The organism is Lawsonibacter sp. LCP25S3_E2, assembly GCF_052117285.1.
Lineage (GTDB): Bacteria > Bacillota > Clostridia > Oscillospirales > Oscillospiraceae > Lawsonibacter.
Map to the genome: position 1 here is coordinate 1 of NZ_JBQKJL010000020.1, position 20,722 is coordinate 20,722.

Here is a 20,722-nt window from a genome sequence, read left to right on the forward strand (position 1 = left end):
GATACTAATAAACTTTACAGCCGAAAATAGCAGGTGGAATATTAACATATTTGCGAAAGTTTTTCCTGCGAAATCACCTCAAATACACCCTACTATATCTGAATTTGCCGAATGGGAATGACGTAAGAAAAACACCTGCCAGGCTCTCTATTGCAGAGTTTGGTGGGTGTTTTTTACCGTCCATAAACATATTGGAGCGCTATCGGAAGACCAGGCACAGTTTCGGAACTTGCCCAAAGGTACAGTGCAAATTATGTACTGATTCGTGACAAGCACCAGATAGATATTGACAAACAAATCTCTGTTGCATATACTAATCATATCAAAAGTTTTTGATGTGAGGTGAACCGATGGGTAACCACCAGGAAGACGCCAAGGTGTTTAAGGCGCTGTGTGATCCCAAGCGCCTTGCCATTTTGGAACAATTACGCAGCGGGGAGAAGTGTGCTTGTGTCTTGCAGGAACCCATGGATCTGACGCAATCCGGGCTGTCCTATCACATGAAAATCCTGTGTGATTCTGGTATCGTAGTCAGTCGGCAGGAAGGTAAATGGACCCATTACCGTTTGAGTGCATCGGGAGGGGCATGGGCAATGGAACGGCTGCGGGCCATTCTGACCCCCGATACACAGTAAGAAGATCACTGCCCTTTCTGCGGCAGATAAACGCCATCTCATACTGATGGCGTTTATTTCAGGATAAAACATCAAAATTTTTTGATTTGTTTTTGATTCTGAGCAAAGTGAGGTTTCGGGAATGAATATATGGAGATTTTTTCAAGACGAGATTTTAGGAATGAAGTGGTTGAACCGATTGATCGGCAACGGTCTGTCCGTATTGGGGCTGGACATAGATGGGCGGATAGGCGGCAGCGTTCAGTTTTTCCTCTACGATGTGATCAAGATCACCGTGCTGCTGTGCTGCCTGATTTTTGTCATTTCCTACATTCAAAGTTACTTCCCCCCGGAACGAAGCAAGAAAATTCTGGGCCGGTTTCATGGCATTGGGGCAAATATCATTTCGGCCCTGTTGGGGACGGTAACACCGTTTTGTTCCTGCTCCTCAATTCCCCTGTTTATTGGCTTTACCAGTGCGGGGCTTCCTTTGGGGGTGACCTTCTCTTTCCTGATTTCCTCCCCGATGGTGGATCTGGGCAGCTTGGTGCTGCTCATGAGCATCTTCGGAGCGAAAGTAGCTGTGATTTATGTGCTGGTGGGATTGGTGATTGCCGTGGTTGGCGGCACCATCATCGAAAAGCTGGGCATGGAAAAGTATGTGGAGAGCTTTATCTTTTCCGCCGGAAGCGTGGATATCGAATCTCCCACCCTTACCAAAACAGAACGTGTGCAGTACGCAAAAGAGCAGGTTGTTTCCACCTTCCAAAAAGTGTTCCCCTATATTTTGGTGGGGGTGGGGATCGGCGCAGTGATCCACAACTGGATACCGGAAAGCTGGATTACAGCTGTATTAGGCAGCAGCAATCCCTTTGGTGTCCTTCTGGCGACCTTGGTGGGCGTTCCCATGTACGCGGATATTTTCGGCACGATCCCAGTGGCGGAAGCCCTGCTGGCAAAAGGTGCACAGCTTGGTACCATTCTGTCCTTTATGATGGCGGTGACAACGCTGAGTTTGCCCTCCCTCATTATGCTGCGAAAGGCCGTGCAACCGAAACTGTTGGCCTTATTTATCGGCGTCTGCACCGTTGGCATTATCCTGGTAGGCTACTTGTTCAATGGATTTCAATTTCTTTTTATCTAATTTCAGGAGGTATGAACGATGGGACTGTTTCACAAAAACAAAAAAGAGAAAGAGGCTTCTTGCTGCTGTGGTAGTTGCACGCCCGAAGCCATATCTCAGGCAGAGGCGGTCAAAGCGTCCAGCGGTGTCAAAGTGCTTGGCTCCGGCTGTGCCAAATGCAACGCTCTGGAGCAAGCCGCCCGTGAGGCGCTGGCAGAACTGGGCATGGAAACAACCATTGACCATGTGACAGATTTTACCCAGATCGCCGCCTATGGTGTGATGTCCACCCCGGCGCTGGTAGTGGATGGCAAGGTTGTGTCCTATGGCAAAGTTCTCAAAAAGGACGAGGCCAAGGGGCTGATCCAGAAGGTGCGGGGGTAAGTCATGTCCCAAAAACCAAAGGTAGCCTTCGTATGCGTCCACAATTCTTGCCGCAGTCAGATTGCAGAAGCGCTGGGTAAGCTGCTGGCCTCTGATGCGTTTGACAGCTATTCCGCAGGGACGCAACTCAAGCCGCAGATCAACCAGGATGCCGTTCGGCTGATGAAACAGCTTTATGGTGTAGATATGGAGCAGACACAGCGCAGCAAACTGCTGTGGGAGCTGCCCCCGGTGGACATTGTGATCACCATGGGGTGCAATGTATCTTGTCCGTCGCTGCCCTGCCGATACCGGGAGGACTGGGGACTGGATGACCCCACCGGCAAGGATGATGGATGCTTTTTAGAAGTGATCCGCAGCATTGAGAAAAAGATTTTTGAACTGAAAGCCAGCGTAGCGGATGGACTGTTGTGGTAACGCAAACCATAACTGTGCAAGTACCCATCCCAGCCATGGCCGCCATTGATCACTCCACCCGGCCTTGCACTGTGGCAATAATAAGGCGGGCAAGCTCCAAAGGTGCTTGCCCGCCTTGTTTGCGTTTGGAGCCAGGCCAGCCGTCAATCGCTCACCGCTCCGGCGTCCTGGCGCTTATCCTTTTTTCCCTTTTCCCATAGCAGCAAGCACCGATTCCTCCGCTGCCAATTGGGCTGAAATCACCCGGTCAAACCAGTCATCCAACTCAGGTTCCTCGGGCATGCACTCAGGATGGGAGAAAATATACTCGATCGCCTCCCGTGCTCCGTCCGCAAAACGCACGGCAGTACGAAAATCGGGAACCAGCCGTTTTAGTTTACTGTTGTCAAACACAGTGCTGTTTGACTTATCTCCCCACATGCCGCCCTGATTATCAAAGGGTGTTGTATGTTCCAGAAAATCACACGGCACATGGACTGCCTTCAAGGGGACCCCAATGGCATCCGCTACCATTTGGTAGATCTGGTTCCAGGTATAGACCTCATCCCCGACAATATTGACCGCCTCACCAATGGCATGCGCGTTTCCCAACAGTCCCACAAACCCCACAGCAAAATCTCGGCTGTGGGTCACGGTCCACAACGAAGTCCCATCTCCTGGAATGATCACCGGCTTTCCTTCCCGCATCCGCTTAACTACAGGATAGGAACCCCGATTTCCCACCACAGCCAAGGGGAGTTTGGTTTGGTTATAGGTGTGGCTGGGGCGGACAATTGTGACGGGGAAGTGCTCCTCTCGGTAGAGCTTCATCATCATCTCCTCACAGGCAATTTTGTCTCTGGAATACTGCCAATAAGGATTGTAGAGCGGGGTACTTTCATCGATCAGATAGTTGGACAAGGGGGTCTGAAAGGCCGAAGCGCTGCTAATGCCGATATACTGCCGTGTACGGCCCTGGAACAGGCGAAAATCCCTCAGAATATCGTCCGCTTGAAACGTAAGGAAATCTGCCACCGCATCGAAGGTCAGCCCCTCCAGTTGACGGGCCAATTGTGCCTCGTCCTGGATGTCACCGACAATCCCATGGGCTCCCTCCGGCAAAGGACGGTTTCCCCGGTTTAAAAGCCAACATTCATGTCCCAGCCGGATGAGCAGTTCGGAAATCGCACTGCTGATAACCCCCGTACCGCCAATTAATAAAACTCTCATTTGGATGACCTCACTTATTTCTACACCTTTGTTTCATAAAACTACTTTGCCCAAAAACCAAACTTGACTTCTTCCCCCCTAAGCAAGGGGGAACGGAGGAAACATTCCTCCCAGGAAAATTTGATTTTTTGTCCCTTTGGTTACAGTTGCAATTCATCTATGAAACCAATATAATTTTAATCGTAGACCGATCAACTTACCAGAGGTGTTTCAAGATGGAAAAACTGAGCAAACAGTTCCCATTCCGTATCACACTGCAAACCACATACCGCGCAGCAGAAGAGCGCACTTCTTTCGAGGCTCTTCTGGCGCAGCTGCAGCAGTTGGGCTTCTATGGCATAGAGCTCAATCTTCCTGACCTGACACTGATCTCTCCGGATGATCTGACCGCTCTGCTGGCCAGATATCACCTGGTCCTCACCTATTTAGCTACCGGTGCTTATGCCAAAACCAACGGCTATTCCCTTTCCACTGCAGACAACGCACTGCGGGAACAATCCATACAGGGGTGCGTTGACAACATCGAATATGCGGCGAAAGCGGGGGCCGGCGTCATCTTAGGCTTCTTGAAAGGCGGACCTGGGGATATCCCGGAGGCCGCAGAAGCCCGACTTACGGATTCTATTGGCCAGATATGCCAGCGGACAAAAGCGGATGTTCCGGTTCTCCTGGAAGTAACCAACCGCAGTGAGAGCAGTTGTGCCTGCACGCTTCGGGAAGCAGAGCAGATCGTAACTGCCATCCGAGATCCCAGGCTCTATATTTTGCCGGACACCTACCACATGGCTGTTGGAAAAACGGACACCATGGAGGATGTCAACCGTCTGCACTCCTATGTGCGGAACATTCATCTGTCAGACGACACTCGTTTTCTCCCCGGTTTGGGAAATCTGGATTTTTCCAACATCGTGGGGGCCCTGAAAGACATGGGTTACCAAGGAACCTGCGGTTTGGAAGGCAATATTCGAGACAGCCTGTCTGCCGATTTGGCGGCCAGTGCCGCTTACCTATGCCGTGTGGGAACAGGGATTTCCGGGTAGCGCAACAGCATTTCAAAACAATTCTCTCTTTGTTAAGAAGCCCAGCCTGTGCATATAAAACACAGGCTGGGTTTTCATCTATGCGCTTTCGCGTCATTCCATCTTCCAAACGCGCGGATTTCTGAACGGATGGCCACGCCGTATCCGGCTTTCCTCGCTTCCATCGTCGTTTGGTTTTATGATAGGCGCGCCTTTTGCTGGTCTAACCGTGCCCAGACATGCTCAATGCCCATGCGTCCCTCTGCAAAGAGCTCGGCAGGCATTTGCCTTAACTGCTTCGATACTTTGGGAGCAAACTCCATCTGTTCCAAAATATCCCGCTGCAGATCAACCCCCGGTGCTATCTCAGTAAGTACCAGCTCGTCCTCTCCCAGATGAAATACGCCCCGTTCGGTAATAAATACCACATACTGGCCCTTTTTTATGGCGGAACGGCTGCTATAGGTGATCTGCTTCACTTGATTGACAAACTTCTTTACCGTACCTTGCTGCTGGATTCTCACAGTTCCGTTGTCCAGAGACACCACGCTGCCCACGCACATCGATCCGGCAAAAATAATCCGTTTGCTCTCCTGGGAGATATCAATAAAACCGCCGCAGCCTGTGACGTTCCGTCCCAGCTTACTTACGTTCACATTTCCAAAGCGGTCGATTTCCCCAGCGGATAAGCATGCTGCATCCAAAATTCCGCCGTGGTACATATCATGTTGGATGGGCTGCTCTACGATAATCCGCGGGCCGGACATGGTTCCCGCATCGGGACCCATAATGGGGACTCCGCCGGACTGTCCCTGTTCCAGAGAAAACACCACTTTGTCCCAGACTCCCTCCTCTGCCAAGATGGCAGGGACACCATTGGAGATTCCAAGACCGATGTTTACAACCATGCCAGGGCGCAGTTCCAACGCTTGCCGGCGGGCAATGAATTTTCGTATATCCAGTCCCGGATTGGGCCATGTGGGAAGTTCAGGCTCTTTGCTGGCCCCGCAGTAGGCCGGGCAATAAAAGGAATGCATACTCTGCCGCTGGTCCGGAACTTCAACCACATAATCTACCAGAAATCCGGGAACTTTCGCTTGGGCACAAGGGATCTCGCCCCGTTTTTTCAGGTATTTGACCTGTGCAATGACCAGACCGCCGTTATTTTTTGCTGCGGCAGCCATAGAGGCCACCTCATCATAATGCACTTCTTCCTCCATGCTGATATATCCGTCTTCATCCGCTGAAGTACCCCGAATCACAGCAATATCCACCGGAAGTGGCCGATAGCGAAGCCAGGTCTCCCCATCCAGAGTAATTCGCTCCACAAGCTCTTCTTTGGCCGACTTGTTCATCTTGCCGCCTTCTTGGGTTGGGTCCACAAAGGTGTCCAGGCCTATTTTCGTGATAACGCCCGGTCCTCTTGCGGACATATCCCGCAGCATTTGAGCCATAACTCCTTGGGGAAGATTGTATGCCTCTATCTGCTCTTCCTCTGCCAAGCGGCTCATGGCGGGGCTCAGCCCCCAATGGCCGCCAATGACACGTCTGCAAAGACCCGGATGTGCAAAATGGGCCACTCCGCCGTGCTCTTTGTCTCCAATTCCCTGTGGGTGGAATAACGTAAGTCCCCTGGGTCTCCCCGTACTTAGGAACCGTGCTTCTATTGCAGCCAAGATTTGCTCTGCAACCACATTGACGGCGCCCGATCCACTCAGTGCAACGGTGCTATTGTCAGTAATCAGCTGTGCAGCTTCTTCTGCTGTGATTACTTTCATGTCCTGCTTTCCTTTCCTTATGCAACATCTGTCCAGTGAGCAAAAAAAGCCACGACTTCTTCCGCGGCCTTTTTTGCAGGGGGATCACTTCAGCTCTCCGCTTGCCTCCTGGGCCCAGTGATCCACAACCATCTTCGGTGCATAAACAAAAATAGTGCGCATCTCGGTATCACCTGTGTTCTTCAGCTCGTGCGGCTGCCAGGGCTTCAGATGAATGACATCATCCGCCTTAACGGGAACCTCTTCCCCTTCAATGGTCATGATCCCGGTGCCCGACATGATCAAATAGGTCTCCTCGGTCTCGTGGGAATGCTCGGGCACGCCGCCGCCTGGATGCACCATGGCGGTGCCTACAACATAGTGTTCCGCCTGCAGCGGGCTGTCCACACCTACCAGCACCCGCGTACGGCGGCCGGCCGGATACTCAGTCCCTTCAATATCTTCATAAACATTTATCTTCTGTACCATAATCGTTCTCCTTCTTGAATCTCTGTTCAAAGCGCCAAACTCTGCTGGAACTCTCCAATGATAAATGGCCGGTCTTCTTCCTTCGAACCCACACGGCGGCATTCCACCTGAATGGTGACCAATTGCTGTTCCTCGTCCACCGCAGTCACAACGCCTTCCACATGGACTGTGTCATTTAACAGCACCACGCTTCGAAACCGGATGTTTTGAAAATGTGTCATGGAGGCTTCTCCACACAACTCGGTCAGCACGGGGCCAACCAGCCCCACCACCAGCATTCCATGGGCAATCCGGTTATGGAACATCGTGGTATCCCCAAAGGTCTTGCTCACATGCTGGGGAGCATAGTCACCGCTGATTTGAGCAAACATCATCACGTTGGCCTCAGTAACCGTCTTTTCATAGCAGGCTGTGTCGCCTACATGAATATCGTTGATGTGTTTGATCGTTACTGCTTCCATTTTCATCGTATCTCACTCCCGAATGTCCATCGTTTCGACGCTTGCTCCGTTCAGGACCAGTTCATTGGCGCTATTGAAAACCTCCAGACGCAGCGTCACCTGACACTTCTGCGCATCAATTTCCACGACTTCGGCCCGGCACGTTACGGTATCGCCTGCAAACACAGGCTTTACCACGTCAAATTTTCGCTGCAGCGGAAAAGCATCCGGGCTGAGCAGACGGTAGACTGCACCGCCAAGCATGGACGCCAACAGCATCGGAGGGACAACCTGACCCTGGAATTTGCTTTCCTGCCCAAATACGGCATTTACATAAACAGGACTCAAATCCCCTGTGTTGCCGGAGAACATCATAACGTCAGAAGCACTGACCGTTTTGGGGAACAGGGCAAAGTCGCCTACCTTCAAGTCCTCCGGTCTCTTCTTTGCATACACAGAATTCATCTTTTTCCCCCTCTTACGAATGAACCCGCATCAGTTCCAGCACAAAGCCATCGGCGACCATTTCATCATTCTGGTTATAGATCGTGGTCTGAACATAGACAAACTTTTTCTCCAGCACTTTCTTGGTCACTTCGCCGACCACCGTCACCGTATCGCCTACATAGACTGGTTTAAAGAAGGTCAGCTCCTGACCAATGGTCACCGCACCGGGGCTGGCAATCATGGTGGACACCGGCCAGGTAAAGCTGGCCAGCAGCTCACTTTGAATGGGGCAGCGTCCCAGCGGCGTCCGGGCCGCAAAAGAGGCATTGGTGCTTAAGGCATTTCCATCGCCAGTGATCCCCTGAAAAATGGCCACGTCCGCCTCGGTTACTGTTTTGGAGTAGTAGGCTTTCTGGCCCATGGGAATCGATTCCACCGTTTTCTCTACTTCTGTCAAGTTGTTAGTATTCATTCTCCTGCCATCTCCTGTTTGGCTTTATTTTCCGTTACGTAAACAGGGGGACGAATCTGGCCACATGCTCCTTGGAGAAGGTAATCTTCCCTTCGCTGATATCCTTTACGGTCCGAACTGCCATATCGCTAAAGGGTGTGGCGATTCCATGTTCCCGCCCCATCCGGCATATGACGCCCACCAGAGCATCGATCTCGCATGGTCTTCCCTTTTGCAGATCACCCAGCATGCTTGGCACCCCAGGATGATATTTGGAGAAACACTCCGGCGCCAATGCAAGGCTGCGCTGTTCCTCTTCCTCCGTCACAAAGTCCAGTTCCTTGGCAAAGTTGCAGCCTTGGATTTCTACAAATTCCACCCCAGCCGCATGGCCCACCGTCACGCACTCGTGGAGGATATGCATAGCCACACGGCGCCATTGGGGATCATCCAGTACATCGCCGCACTTTCCGCCCAAAATGGTGGCAGGACAGCTGAGACAGGCATTGATGATCAGTTTGCTCCAGCGCAGCCCCATCAGATTATCCACAATCTCGGTCATGCACATCTGGCTCAGCACTTCCTGAACCTTCAGCAGCTGGGGCGTCCTTGCCCCGGAAATGGTGCCCACACTAAACGACAGGGAGCTGGCCGGAGGCGACACAAACACGCGCCCCGCCTCGGTCCGCACTGCGTTCCAGGTCACAATTCCTCCGATCACCCGGTCTTCCCCTATACATTGGGCAAGTTCCGGCTCAGGGATCCCATTTTGCAGGACACAGATCACGCCATCCTCCGACAGATAATTCAGCAGAAATTCCGCATCCTTCCGGTTTTGCATCTGCTTGGTCATCAGGAAGATAATGTCATACCGTTCCTGCATCTCATCGGGCGTCATCGAATGCACTGGAATCGTTTCATTGATCAGTCCATAGATGACGGCGCCGTGTTCTTTCATCGCACGGGCATGTTCCGCATTGCGGGTGATCAGGTCGATGTCCACTCCCTTTTGGGTCAGCAAGGCTCCCATAACGGTGCCCAGAGCTCCCGCTCCATATATGGCCGTCTTCATTGTTTTACAGTCTGCGGATATGGAAGCCGCCGTCAACATCAATGTAGTTGCCAGTGGTGTAGACATAGCGGTCGTCACAAACAAGGCTTACCACGCTGGCCACATCCTCCGGGGTCCCCCACCGGGCAATGGGGAACTGGCCTTCTGCAATCAGCTTAGTGTATTTCTCATGAACGACCTTGGTCATATCAGTATCGATCACGCCAGGACGAATCTCATGGACCATAATGCCATCGCCGGCCAGACGCTCGGCAAACACATTGGTCAGCATCACCACGCCGGCCTTTGCCACGCAGTACTCACAGCGGTTGGAGGAGGACACCGTGGCAGAGGCGGAGCCGATATTCACAATCGTCCCGCGCTTGCTTCCCTTCATAGGCTGCTTGAGCATCTGTTTGGCTACCAGCTGAGACATAAACATCGTTCCCTTAAGGTTTGTGCCAACCACACGGTCAAAGCTCTCCTCCGTCATGTCCAGCAGGTCCATCCGGACTTTTGGCGCTACCCCGGCGTTATTGACCAGCACATCAATCCCGCCAAACCGCTCTACGAGCATGGCGACAAAGGCTTCCCGGTCTTTCTGCTCGCGGGTATCTCCCTGCATGTAGAAATATTCGGCCCCCATGGCATCCAGCTGATCCAGATTTTTGCGGTAGTCCTCCTCGGCATTGATATCCAAAATGCCGACTTTATAGCCTTCGCTGGCAAACTGCTTCACAATGCCAAATCCGATTCCGCGGCTTCCGCCGGTGACCGCTGCTACTTTACACATAAAAATTCCTCCCTAAACAGATTCACTAAAATTAATAGGATCGAGAGGTCCCGATTCTTTTTTGATTTTTTCAGGCGCAGGCCCAATTTGACAAACAGAATTCCGCTCAATCAAACGACCGTGGATGACGATCTTTCCGTCCCAGTCGGTTTCTCTTCCCTCAATGTGGTCGATTAGCTTTTTTACTGCAATCTGCGCTATGGTTTCAATGGGGTGGTGCCAGGTAGACAGCGGCGGGATCATATACGCGGAATCTTCCACATCGTCGAATCCCATGACAGAAATATCTTTGGGAATGGAATAGCCGCCCCGGATCACTCCGCTGTAAACCCCCATGGCCATCCAGTCACTGGCGACAAAGAACGCTGTCACGTCATGATTTTCTTCCAGCGCTCGGCAGGTTTTATCATAGACCTCCTTTGTGCTCTGGGCTTGGATAAACACCCCACCCTCGGAACCAATGCCATAATCCCGGAATGCCTGAAGACAGCCCGCATACCGCTCTCGGATATGCTGAACTGAGATATCGCTCATGATGCATACAATTTTCCGGTGACCGTGAAGAATCAAATGCTCTACCGCTTTATACGCACCGAAAAAATTGTCGTTTGTTACGCTGGGCAGCCCCAGGTCCCAGGATCGGTTCACTAAAATCATGGGAATCCCATAATTTTTCATTGCCGTAATATGGTCGCAGTCATCTGTACTGGCAACCAGAATGATGCCATCCGCCGAAAACTCACGCGCCCGCTGGACGCATTTCAATTCCTCGCTTTTGGATGACTTAGACACACTTAGGAATGTGGCATACCCATACTGGTCGATCTCTTTGCTGAAGCAGTCAATCAGCTTCGGGAAAAACGGGTTGGTAATGGTAGGGACTAACAGCTGGATCATTTTGCTTCTACGTTGTTTTAGACCTCTGGCCATCTGTGTGGGCACGTAGTGGAGTTTATTCGCAGCTTGTAGAACTCGTTTTTTGGTCTCATTGTCAACCACAGTACTTCCTGAAATAGCCCGTGAAACGGTGCTACAAGACACACCAGCAAGTTTAGCAACATCCCGGATCGTTGCCATTCTCCTCACCTTACCTTCCTTTCAATCGTTTTTTGTTACAAACATCATGTATAGGCAGATCCAATGCCATAAATCCTAAGTATATATTAGCACTTTATTGTCGTTTTGGTATTATATTTTTTATTTTGTGCACATTTAATGGAAGCCTACTCCATTACGCCAGTCACTCCATACTGTCTCAAACCACTCGTTCTCCTCCGGGATGGGACGGCGGTTGCGCCACATAAAATGACAGCCGGCCGGATCGTACTCCACTTCTTGAATCTGATCGGAAAGTGCTCCGTTTTCCAAGGAATAGCGGAACTCTTCCTCCAGCTCGTCCAGCGGTTTCACTCCTTCGGGATCATAGATAAGATAAGACCCTCGGCTCTTGCCGCCGTGGGCAATATAATCCGCTATGGCGGACAAATACGTTACTTGGCTCACCGCCAAATCCCGCAGCCGATACACCATGTGCAAATACTTCGGCTCTTTCACCAAGGCCTGGGTTTCAATACGGTGAATTTGTTCTTTCGCCTGTTGGATCGCCTCTTGTATCTCACAGGTATTGCGAATAACTGCCGCGCAGCGGCTCATCCGTTCCTGCAATGCATGGTACTCACCAACCAGGTCAAAGCTCTCCGCGTTCCGCTCCAGCACCATATGTCCAAATTCCATCGCCGCCTCGATGCTTTGTCCGGCCACACGCTCCAGTGCTTCTCGGTCATAAGGCTGCTCACGATAGTTATTGGCGATATATTGGCTGACGCGAATGCCGGCCACCTGGCCGGAATTCAAGGCGCTTCCACCCGGACGATAGACACCGTGTGTACCATTTACTTCCCCTACCGGGAAGAAATGCGCAATGTTGCTTTCCCACCAGCAGTTGCCCACAAGGCCTCCATTGTTGTGCTGGGCACAAATGGCAACCTCCAGCATCTCATGATAGAGGTCAATGTGGTGAGACCGGTACAATTCAATCGCAGCCGGGTTCATATGGGCCAGACGCTCAATGGGAGTCTCCTGCAGCGCATTTGACAGCGTCAGGTACTCCTTGCTCTCCTCGTTGAGACGGCTAAAGTCCATCTTTCCATCCTTCATGGCCCAGGAAGGATTGCGGCGATAGTCCAAAAATACACGGCGCTTTTTCTTTACCGTCTCAATATAGATCAGTACATCGATGAGGGAAGAGCCATAATGTTCAATTTTTCTGGGATCAAAGGGCCACTGATACCCCTTGAAGAAAATGGCCGCAAGGAGCTGCTCGGGTGTTTCAAAGTAATCCTGAAGAAATTCCCGCTCATCGTTGCCATCTTTATCCGTAGACACATAGCGTGGAAGAACCTGCTGATAGCTGCCAGACAGATTCCACCTAAATTTGATCGATGCAATTCCAAACTGTGATTCTGTCAGGTTTTTGCCCCGGACTCCCGCCCGCAGCGCCACACCGGTGCCGCCGGTCTGAACAGCCGGATACACGGAAGTCTGATACATCCCTGCTTCGCCGCCGGTCGCATAGACCACATTGTTGGACGAGATCACGAAAAACTCAGGCAGGTCTTGGTTTCGTTTCATCGCCAGAACACCCACCGCCCGTTTTCCTGCCTCCGTTTGCTCGGTTAACAGTTCGATGACCTGCCAGCCCTCAAACACGGGAATGTTCCTCTCTTGAATCTCCCGGATGAGACACTCCGTCATATATTTCGAAGTCAGGGGACCAGCTGAGATTCCCCGCTTGCAGGGATCATGGTCTGTCTTATAGCCTACATACTCCCCATAGGGGGTGCAGGGAAATGGGACACCAATCTCCACCAGATGGTAAAACGCCCTTGTGGAAGCTGCAGCCTCCGCAAGCGCCAGATCGCCGTCCATGCAGCCTCCTGAAAAAAGGGCCTCTGCCATACGACGGACACTGTCGGGCTCTGAACCAGATGTGGTCAACTTATAATAGGTCTGTTTATCAGAGCCGGTATTCCGGGAGGTACCATAGTTCAAGCCTTCCGAGAGGATCGCAATGTCCGTGATCCCCTGCTTCCAAAGCATCAATGCCGCATTCAGTCCAGCTGCACCGCTGCCCACCACAATGGTTTGGAAGGCTTTGAATTCCACTTTTTTGTTCCAATGAGCATCCATCTGTATCGTTTCCTTTTCTTACATTAATTGCTCTGTGCTGCATATTCCCATTTCTGTTCCGGGAGCGCTTTTGCTCCAACTTGTAGCACATAACGTGATCCTATTGTTTTACCTTTTTCGGCTCCATAATTGAAATCACAAACCCCACCACTACAATGATAGAACCCACCATAAAATTTCTTGTGACATCCTCGTGCAGAAACAGGATTCCCATCAAAGAAGCGACAAGGGGCTGCAAGGGATAAAATGCAGAGCAGAAATTGGCATCCTCGCGGGCAAGGCACCAGTTCCACAGCATGTGGGCTACCCCGGTACACACAACGCCCATGTAAATCAGCGCAAGCACAACCGTCCAGCTGAATTGAGGAGGACTGGCCACCCACTCCAGCGAAGCAGGCACCACATTCAGTACTGTGGCAATTGCCACACCATAGGCGGTGACTTGAATGGGGGAATAGCGCTGACTTAACTGCTTGTTTACAATGGAAATAATACTCCATGCCAATACAGAGCAAAGAGACATCACCACACCCGCCATCTGGCTTCCAGCCTGGACACCGCCCAGAATGATATAAACGCCTATCACAGCCAGCACAATGCCGCATGTTCTCCGCGCCGTCAGCTTTTCTTTCAGGAACACAGCCGAGATCATCAGAATTACCAGCGGGTTAAGTGAATTAACCAAGGCCGCCATAGCGGCACCGGTATATTTCGTTCCTAATGTCTGGAGTCCCACAGACAGGAAATACCCCACCACCCCGGCCAGCAGGTAATACTTGATATCTTCCTTCTTGACGGGCTTTGCCGTGCGGCTTATCTTCAGCAGTGCAAATAGGGCTATGGCCGCAATGGCACTGCGCAGGAAGATGACCGAAAAAGCCGGGATCTTGTCCATGGTATATTTGCTGATTACATAAAGACTTCCCCATATGGAAAACGTCACAATCAGGACAACTATGTTTCTTAAGCGAGAATTATTCACATCTCACAGCTCCCTGATATGAAAGCCACCATCCACATCAATATAATTTCCAGTGGTATAGGTGATTCTGTCACTGCACAATATGGAAACCATATCTGCAACATCCTGTGCTGTTCCCCACCTTGCAATGGGAAACACTCCGTTTTCGATCAGATGATCGTATTTCTCCGTTACCTTGCTGGTCATATCGGTTGCAATTACGCCAGGGCGGACCTCATGCACCATGACGAGATCTCCCGCCAAACGCTTTGCATAAAGCTTTGTCAGCATAGACACGCCAGCTTTGGAAACACAATACTCCCCTCGATTCAGAGAGACTACTTCCGCAGAACAGGACGATATATTTACGATGGTTCCCCGTTTTTTCCGTCCTTCCAGCGGCAGAGCGATCATGTGCTTGGCTACCATCTGCGTCAGGAACATCGTTCCTTTCGTGTTGATATCCACCACATAGTCATAGCTCTCTTCGGTCATTTCCAGCAGATCAGACCGCTGTTTGGGGGCTACTCCGGCGTTGTTTACCAGGACTCGAATCTCACCCAACGCCAGAATAGCTTCCTTCACGATTCTTTGCCGGTCTTCCGAATTCCCAATATTACCCGAAAGCCAGCAATAGTCTACCTTTGCTTCCCGCAGCATTTTTGTCGCTTCCGGATACCGTTCTTCCGGGCCGGTTCCAACAATGCCTACACGCATCCCTTCCAGACCCAGCTGCCGGGCGATCAGCAGGCCAATTCCCCGGCTGCCGCCCGTCACCAGAGCAGTCGTTTTCCTTTGCTCCATCGGCTCACTCCTCCAGGCCTTTCCGCATTTCCTCCTCAAAGCGCTTGCAGGCGGACACAATTCCGTCTTCCTGGTGATAAACGGTGTAAATTCCCGTAACAAACATATTCGCACCGTTTCGGACGCAGGGAATGACATTGGGATAGTTGATTCCGCCGTCAATGGAAATCAGAAAATCATTGCCCGAGGCCTTGCGCAAGGCAGATAGTTCGGCCACCCGCGGAATGGCTTCCGTCATAAACGTCTGTCCCGCATAGCCAGGTTCCACCGTCATCAGTACCACATAGTCTACCTTGTCAATGTAAGGAGTCAGCACATCAACGCGCTGGGAAGGATTCAGAACCACTCCCGCTTTCATTCCGGCTTCCTTAATGCTCCTTAGTAAACGTATGCTGAAGTTCGTACTGTCCACATGGAAGCTAACATAGTCCGCACCGGCTTGGCGTAATCTCTCCACATAGTCAGCGGGGTTTGATACCATCAGATGGACATCCGCAATGGCATCAGAATACTTTGCTTTTAGGTCGGAGATCAGGCGAATCGGATAGCAAAGATTCGGCACATAGTGTCCATCCATAATATCGATGTGGAAAAAGCGGGCGCCCCCTTCCCAAAGCTGAGCTACATCTCGTTCCAACTCCAAAAGGTTGCTGTTAGCCAGAGAGGGACAATTTATCAACTTATGTTCCATACTATGACAATTCCTTTCCGCTGCGAGCTAAAGCATATATGGACCATTGTGTCTCTAACGCAGCAGCATTCCGTGTGCAAAACATGTCCATGCCAGTCTGCATCCAAAATCTGTGGTTTTGAGGCAGCCGTTTCTCTGCCTGGCCCCAATCTGCTTTGGACACAGCCCTTAACTTGACCGGCTGCCGCCGCTGGGCATTCCGTTCCACCATCCGGTGCGGCAAGCCTTACTCAAGTCTGTCTCCGTAGATCTTCTGTGTCCGCAGATCCATAAAATTGCGGTCCTCTGCACTTGTCGAAACCATGACATAGGCATAGAAAATACCGCCGCAGGGGCTTCCCACACTTGGATGATAGCCCCGAGGTACACTTACTACATCGCCGTTTCGGACCAGAGCCACTACATCGGGGTTATCCATGTCATCATAAACAAACTGGGCACCAAAGGAATCTCCCATGTTAAAATAGACATAAACTTCCTCGCGCTCCTTGCCGTGCTCATGCGGAGGCCATGCCGTCCATCCGCCGTCTACTCCCCGGCAAATACCGGTGAGGAAGCGTGACGAATCAAACGTTTCGTCAATGAAGTTCCACACATCCCGGCGGGTCCCATTCTCTACCTTACCATAAACCTTATGGCGCTCATCTTTGTCCACATCCTCAAAACGGATATGGCCAAACTTTGTCTTCCGGGTACAGGGTGCGCCATACTTCATAATGACGCCGCCTGTTTCGGAAGAGAAGGTAATTCTGGACTGAATGGGCACATACAGCATGTCCAGCATAACCGCCTCACTTTGGAGCTCTTCCGTCTCATAATGTACAGCGCCCTCAATACACAGCAGGCACAGCTCCTCGTCACCGCTTTCCACGGTTACAGGCTCTTTGCCGATTTCCAGACGGCGCAGCGATGTGTACACCATGCCAATATCTTCCGGCTTCAATTGCTCCAGCAACTCTGGTGCTTTCCAATACTGTTTCATATCATATGGCTTCCTTTCAGCGAATCATAATCTGAGCGAGATTCCACGTCTTTCCCCCATACGAGTATGCACGATGCGGGAATTCCGGTGTGATCGTCAACAGACGATTTTCATGCTCCCCAACCAAAAGCATGTCTTCCGATTTAAAGCCAGTGCAGGATGGATTCCATGCATAGAGCTGGTTTGCCTGTACCTTGCCGTCAGAGCTGGGCATTAACCGCAGCTCCCGAACCTGGAAACCACCCAATCCACCTTGATGGTGGAGCTTGAATTCCTCTGCAATTCCCAAGTCCTCATAGGCACAGCCCAATTCCTTATAAAGTTCACTCCACGTTTTGCCCACAGTTGTTTCGGTATAGATCCGGGCAGCCACGCTGCAGGCCATCTCCTGTGCCCTCATGGTGACGGCATCCGGCTGACCAAAGCTGAGAAAACGTGTTATGCTGGCATAGAGTCCATTGTAATTTGCCCCCAGAGACAGCATAACCAGCTTTTCCATCTTCTTGCTTCCAGACAGTGCATGGCGATAAGCGCTGATATGACTGTCTGTGGGGGTGAACAAAACATTTGGAACCAGACCGCGGGATATGGCTTCTCGGGACAAAATTCCAGAGATCTCAAATTCCGTCATCCCAGGTTTGATCTGCATGGCCGTCTGCGTCACAGCTTCTCCACACAGACCTGCTACTTCCTCTGCCTCCCGGATCTGTTCCGGAAGCAGCACCGTGCGGATGTTCCGCAGAGAAGCTTCGCAAGCCGTATCCAGCAGCGGATTTTCACCGGATAATTCACGCTCTGCTGCAGCGCTTTCCACTTCATCCGCCCATGGAAAAGCAAGGATCTCAGGAACTTCTCCCACTTCTTCGTCTCTCAGACGTTGGGCCTCAATATTGTTGGTCAAGATCACCACGCGCTCATCATTGACCACAACACGGCAAATACCGTAATCCCCTGCAATTCCAACTTGAACCCGGCCGCCCAACAGCCAATACAGGTTGGCCGCCCGTGTTAAAATCAACGCGGTATGGCCGCTTTCCTGGTACAGCTTACGCAGGCGTTCCACTCGGATATCATTCTTCTGTATTTTCATACACTTATTATCCCATCAGCAGCGTCGGCAGAGCCATACTGACCGCCGGGCAGAATGTAACAATCAGCAGACCAACAACCATTACAACATAGAAAGGCAACAGCTCTTTGGTTACTTTTTCAATGGTTGACCCGCCCACCGCACAGGCTGCAAACAGGCAGGAGCCCACAGGAGGCGTCAGCAGACCGATCGCCAGATTGTAGATCAGCATAATGCCAAACTGAACCGGATCCATGCCGAACTTGGTCACCACGGGCAGCAGAATGGGAGTCATAATCAGAATCAGGGGCGCCATATCCATAACGCAGCCCAGCAGCAGCAAAATCACATTGATGAGAAGCAGCACAACAATCTTATTGTCGCTCACGGTCAGCAGCAGGTTGGTAAACTTCGCGGGGACGCGCAAATAGGCCAGCATCCAGCCAAACGCACCGGCCGCAGCAATCAGGCTGTATACCATGGACAGGGTCATAACCGTGTTCCACAGAACCTTCTTGATCGCCTTCAGCTTCAGCTCACGATAGATGAAGGCGGCTACGAGGAAGCTGTAGATACAGGCAATTGCAGCAGCCTCGGTAGCAGTGAACCAGCCCATAACCACGCCGCCTACCACGATGATGACGGTGCCAAGAGCAAAGAGGGCGTCTTTTGTAATGTACAGCGCCTGCTTAACACTGATCTTCTCTCCCTTGGGATAGTTGCGCTTAATGGAGAAATAAGCACACAGGCCCATCAGGCTCAGACCAAGGAGAACGCCCGGTACGTAACCGGCCAGGAACAGCTTTCCGACCGAAATTCCGCCGGCCGCCATAGCAAACACGACCATGTTGTGGCTGGGAGGAATCAACAATCCTTGACATGCACTGGAGGCAGTTACTGCAATGGAAAACTCTTTCCCATAGCCTGCACTCTCCATCATGGGGATCTCAATCTTGCCCAAAGAGGCCACATCGGCAACAGCCGAACCGGAAATGCCGCCAAAGAACATGGAAGCAAGAACATTGACGTGAGCCAGTCCGCCCCGGAGCCAGCCCACCAAAACGTTGGCAAACTTAAACAAACGATCGGATATTCCTCCGGCTCCCATGATCTCACCCATCAGGATGAAGAAGGGGATTGCCAGCAAAGAGAACGAATTCACCGACTTGGCCATTTGCTGCACCATGGTCATCATCGGGATATCCAGGAACAGCATAGTGACTGCGGTGGAAATAATCATTGCGAATGTGACCGGCAAATGGAAAATGGTCATCGTTGCAAACAAAGCCAACAGAATTATGATGGCAATCGTTTCAGGACTCATAAATAGCCTCCCTTTTCTAATCCTTAACTTCCCCGGTGTCTACTGGTATATCGCTCAGGGAAGTTCCTTCTTTTCTTCTTCCGACTCCTTATAATCCGGATCATATTTTTCCACGTGCTTGTACTTCCCCAGCCCCAGCAGATTCATCAGGGTGAACAGGGCAATACAGAATCCGCCTACAGGAATCATAAGATACAACACACCTGCGGGAAGTTTACTGGCCGGAAGCGTAGATGTCCAGGTGTTCATCACCAGCAGGCTTCCATAGTAGGTAAAGAAGATACCGACAAAGAAAAAGATAATCTGATTCAGAATATCCAGAAATTTCTGCATTTTCTTCGGGAACATCATATAAAACACTTCAATGCTGATATGGGTACGGCGTTCCACACCCACAGCCATGCTGACAAAACACATCCACACAATCAAAAGCAGCGAAATTTCCTGGGCCCACATCACGCTGCCGCCCAGCAGATTACGCCCGATTACATCACAGGTCACAACGCCCACAATAACCAGCAGAACGTATTCTGAATAACTCAAAAGAATACGATAGGCCGCGTGGAAAATTGCTAAAATCAGATTTCGAATTGCTTTCATGATTTACCAACCTCCAATCTTGTTTCTATGGCTCTTTTCATTACCGCAACCGGTGCATCCCGTTTGGTGAAAAGCCGGTAGGCAAGAACGCCCTGATACAGCATCATTCCGTCGCCCCCGGCCGTTCTAAGTCCTTTTGCCTGTGCCTTCTTAAGAAACGGCGTTTCCACAGGCTTGTGGACTACATCTGCACAGATCACGGTTGTCTTCAAGTCATCCCACGGAATCCATTCTACATATGGCGACGGGCTTCCGTTCATCCCCATAGGAGTGGCATTGATAATGAAATCAGACTCTCTGCATCCATGCGCCACCTCTGTGCTGCTCAGAGAGACAAACTCCATTTCTGTATCAAACTTCCGCCTCAATGTGTCAAACATTGCCCTTGCCATAGCTTCATCTTCATTGCAAACCGTCAGTTTCCGGATCCCGGCATCCAACAGCGAATAGCTCAGCCCCCTGGCTGCACCACCTGCGCCAAAAAGGAATACATCCTTTCCCGATGGCTGGCCGCCATGAACTCTCAAGTTCTGGATAAACCCGTCTCCATCGGTATTGTATCCTTTCAAGATTCCGTTCTCACAGGTCACGACGTTTACCGCTCCAAGAAAATCTATCTTTTCTTCACACTCATCCAAAAGCGGTATAATACAGGATTTCAGCGGCATAGTTACCACTAATCCTGCCATATTTACTGCCCGAACTCCTAGAATTGCTTCTTTCAGTGTCTCCGGTGTGACACGAAGTCCCACCATAACTGCATCTTCACCATCAAATTCAAATGCAGCATTGTGAACAAGCGGAGACAACGCCTGTACGATAGGGTCCCCTAGAATCGCATATAGCTTTGTTGATGCAGTTACCATAACAATATCATCCAGCCATCATAGTTTTGTTAAATGCGGGCA

23 protein-coding genes are annotated in these 20,722 nt (G+C 51.1%); 5 read left to right on the plus strand and 18 right to left on the minus strand.

Features of this window, described 5'->3' with window-relative positions; translation table 11 throughout:
* The first annotated feature begins 350 nt into the window (after positions 1-350).
* From ACTQ3R_RS13825 to ACTQ3R_RS13840, 4 genes are all read left to right on the plus strand, one after another.
* On the plus strand, positions 351-635 hold the full coding sequence (locus ACTQ3R_RS13825) for an ArsR/SmtB family transcription factor (RefSeq protein ID WP_441779883.1): 285 nt from the start codon (positions 351-353) through the stop codon (positions 633-635).
* A gap of 121 nt (positions 636-756) precedes the next feature.
* The gene (locus ACTQ3R_RS13830) at positions 757-1,758 is read left to right on the plus strand and encodes a permease (RefSeq protein WP_441779882.1); all 1,002 of its coding nucleotides are present in this window, start codon (positions 757-759) and stop codon (positions 1,756-1,758) included.
* Between the two features lie 18 nt (positions 1,759-1,776).
* Positions 1,777-2,121 (plus strand): thioredoxin family protein, encoded by a 345-nt coding sequence (locus tag ACTQ3R_RS13835; RefSeq protein WP_441779881.1) that lies wholly within the window; start codon positions 1,777-1,779, stop codon positions 2,119-2,121.
* A gap of 3 nt (positions 2,122-2,124) precedes the next feature.
* Entirely contained in the window at positions 2,125-2,538 is a 414-nt protein-coding gene (locus tag ACTQ3R_RS13840; protein ID WP_441779880.1) for an arsenate reductase ArsC, read from the plus strand.
* Positions 2,539-2,712: 174 nt separating this feature from the next.
* On the opposite strand, the gene ACTQ3R_RS13845 is transcribed toward ACTQ3R_RS13840, so the two are convergent.
* Entirely contained in the window at positions 2,713-3,747 is a 1,035-nt protein-coding gene (locus tag ACTQ3R_RS13845) for an NAD-dependent epimerase/dehydratase family protein (protein ID WP_441779879.1), read from the minus strand.
* A gap of 215 nt (positions 3,748-3,962) precedes the next feature.
* Here ACTQ3R_RS13845 and ACTQ3R_RS13850 point away from each other — a divergent pair, with 215 nt between their 5' ends.
* Complete coding sequence (locus tag ACTQ3R_RS13850) at positions 3,963-4,787, plus strand: sugar phosphate isomerase/epimerase family protein (RefSeq protein ID WP_441779878.1); 825 nt, start codon at positions 3,963-3,965, stop codon at positions 4,785-4,787.
* Positions 4,788-4,963: 176 nt separating this feature from the next.
* Here the strand turns inward: ACTQ3R_RS13850 and ACTQ3R_RS13855 are convergent, their stop codons facing one another.
* The 17 genes from ACTQ3R_RS13855 to ACTQ3R_RS13935 all read right to left on the minus strand — a co-directional run bounded on the left by ACTQ3R_RS13855 (position 4,964) and on the right by ACTQ3R_RS13935 (position 20,680).
* On the minus strand, positions 4,964-6,544 hold the full coding sequence (locus ACTQ3R_RS13855; RefSeq protein ID WP_441779877.1) for an acyl CoA:acetate/3-ketoacid CoA transferase: 1,581 nt from the start codon (positions 6,542-6,544) through the stop codon (positions 4,964-4,966).
* An 84-nt stretch (positions 6,545-6,628) separates the two neighbouring features.
* Positions 6,629-7,012, minus strand: a complete 384-nt coding sequence (locus tag ACTQ3R_RS13860; protein ID WP_441779876.1) for a cupin domain-containing protein — start codon at positions 7,010-7,012, stop codon at positions 6,629-6,631.
* Positions 7,013-7,038: 26 nt separating this feature from the next.
* Positions 7,039-7,479, minus strand: a complete 441-nt coding sequence (locus ACTQ3R_RS13865) for a MaoC/PaaZ C-terminal domain-containing protein (RefSeq protein ID WP_441779875.1) — start codon at positions 7,477-7,479, stop codon at positions 7,039-7,041.
* 6 nt (positions 7,480-7,485) lie between these two features.
* Positions 7,486-7,917 carry a MaoC family dehydratase gene (locus tag ACTQ3R_RS13870; RefSeq protein WP_441779874.1) on the minus strand — a complete coding sequence of 144 codons (432 nt, stop codon included), beginning with the start codon at positions 7,915-7,917 and terminating at the stop codon, positions 7,486-7,488.
* Between the two features lie 13 nt (positions 7,918-7,930).
* Positions 7,931-8,371, minus strand: a complete 441-nt coding sequence (locus ACTQ3R_RS13875; RefSeq protein ID WP_441779873.1) for a MaoC/PaaZ C-terminal domain-containing protein — start codon at positions 8,369-8,371, stop codon at positions 7,931-7,933.
* Between the two features lie 34 nt (positions 8,372-8,405).
* The gene (locus ACTQ3R_RS13880; protein ID WP_441779872.1) at positions 8,406-9,422 is read right to left on the minus strand and encodes a ketopantoate reductase family protein; all 1,017 of its coding nucleotides are present in this window, start codon (positions 9,420-9,422) and stop codon (positions 8,406-8,408) included.
* 4 nt (positions 9,423-9,426) lie between these two features.
* Positions 9,427-10,194, minus strand: a complete 768-nt coding sequence (locus ACTQ3R_RS13885; protein ID WP_441779871.1) for a 3-ketoacyl-ACP reductase — start codon at positions 10,192-10,194, stop codon at positions 9,427-9,429.
* A gap of 12 nt (positions 10,195-10,206) precedes the next feature.
* Positions 10,207-11,271 (minus strand): LacI family DNA-binding transcriptional regulator, encoded by a 1,065-nt coding sequence (locus ACTQ3R_RS13890; protein ID WP_441779870.1) that lies wholly within the window; start codon positions 11,269-11,271, stop codon positions 10,207-10,209.
* 135 nt (positions 11,272-11,406) lie between these two features.
* Positions 11,407-13,383 (minus strand): FAD-binding protein, encoded by a 1,977-nt coding sequence (locus tag ACTQ3R_RS13895; protein WP_441779869.1) that lies wholly within the window; start codon positions 13,381-13,383, stop codon positions 11,407-11,409.
* A 100-nt stretch (positions 13,384-13,483) separates the two neighbouring features.
* Complete coding sequence (locus ACTQ3R_RS13900) at positions 13,484-14,365, minus strand: DMT family transporter (protein WP_441779868.1); 882 nt, start codon at positions 14,363-14,365, stop codon at positions 13,484-13,486.
* 3 nt (positions 14,366-14,368) lie between these two features.
* Complete coding sequence (locus ACTQ3R_RS13905) at positions 14,369-15,148, minus strand: 3-ketoacyl-ACP reductase (protein WP_441779867.1); 780 nt, start codon at positions 15,146-15,148, stop codon at positions 14,369-14,371.
* Positions 15,149-15,152: 4 nt separating this feature from the next.
* A complete protein-coding gene (locus ACTQ3R_RS13910; protein WP_441779866.1) occupies positions 15,153-15,839 on the minus strand; it encodes a ribulose-phosphate 3-epimerase in 687 nt (228 codons plus the stop codon).
* Positions 15,840-16,065: 226 nt separating this feature from the next.
* On the minus strand, positions 16,066-16,821 hold the full coding sequence (locus ACTQ3R_RS13915; RefSeq protein ID WP_441779865.1) for a 5-deoxy-glucuronate isomerase: 756 nt from the start codon (positions 16,819-16,821) through the stop codon (positions 16,066-16,068).
* A 16-nt stretch (positions 16,822-16,837) separates the two neighbouring features.
* Complete coding sequence (locus ACTQ3R_RS13920; RefSeq protein WP_441779864.1) at positions 16,838-17,911, minus strand: M24 family metallopeptidase; 1,074 nt, start codon at positions 17,909-17,911, stop codon at positions 16,838-16,840.
* A 7-nt stretch (positions 17,912-17,918) separates the two neighbouring features.
* Positions 17,919-19,214, minus strand: coding sequence for a TRAP transporter large permease (locus ACTQ3R_RS13925; protein ID WP_441779863.1), 1,296 nt, complete (start codon positions 19,212-19,214; stop codon positions 17,919-17,921).
* A 54-nt stretch (positions 19,215-19,268) separates the two neighbouring features.
* Complete coding sequence (locus tag ACTQ3R_RS13930) at positions 19,269-19,814, minus strand: TRAP transporter small permease (RefSeq protein ID WP_441779862.1); 546 nt, start codon at positions 19,812-19,814, stop codon at positions 19,269-19,271.
* Positions 19,811-20,680 carry a shikimate dehydrogenase family protein gene (locus tag ACTQ3R_RS13935; protein ID WP_441779861.1) on the minus strand — a complete coding sequence of 290 codons (870 nt, stop codon included), beginning with the start codon at positions 20,678-20,680 and terminating at the stop codon, positions 19,811-19,813. The genes ACTQ3R_RS13930 and ACTQ3R_RS13935 overlap by 4 nt, the downstream gene beginning before the upstream one ends.
* Positions 20,681-20,722: the final 42 nt, after the last annotated feature.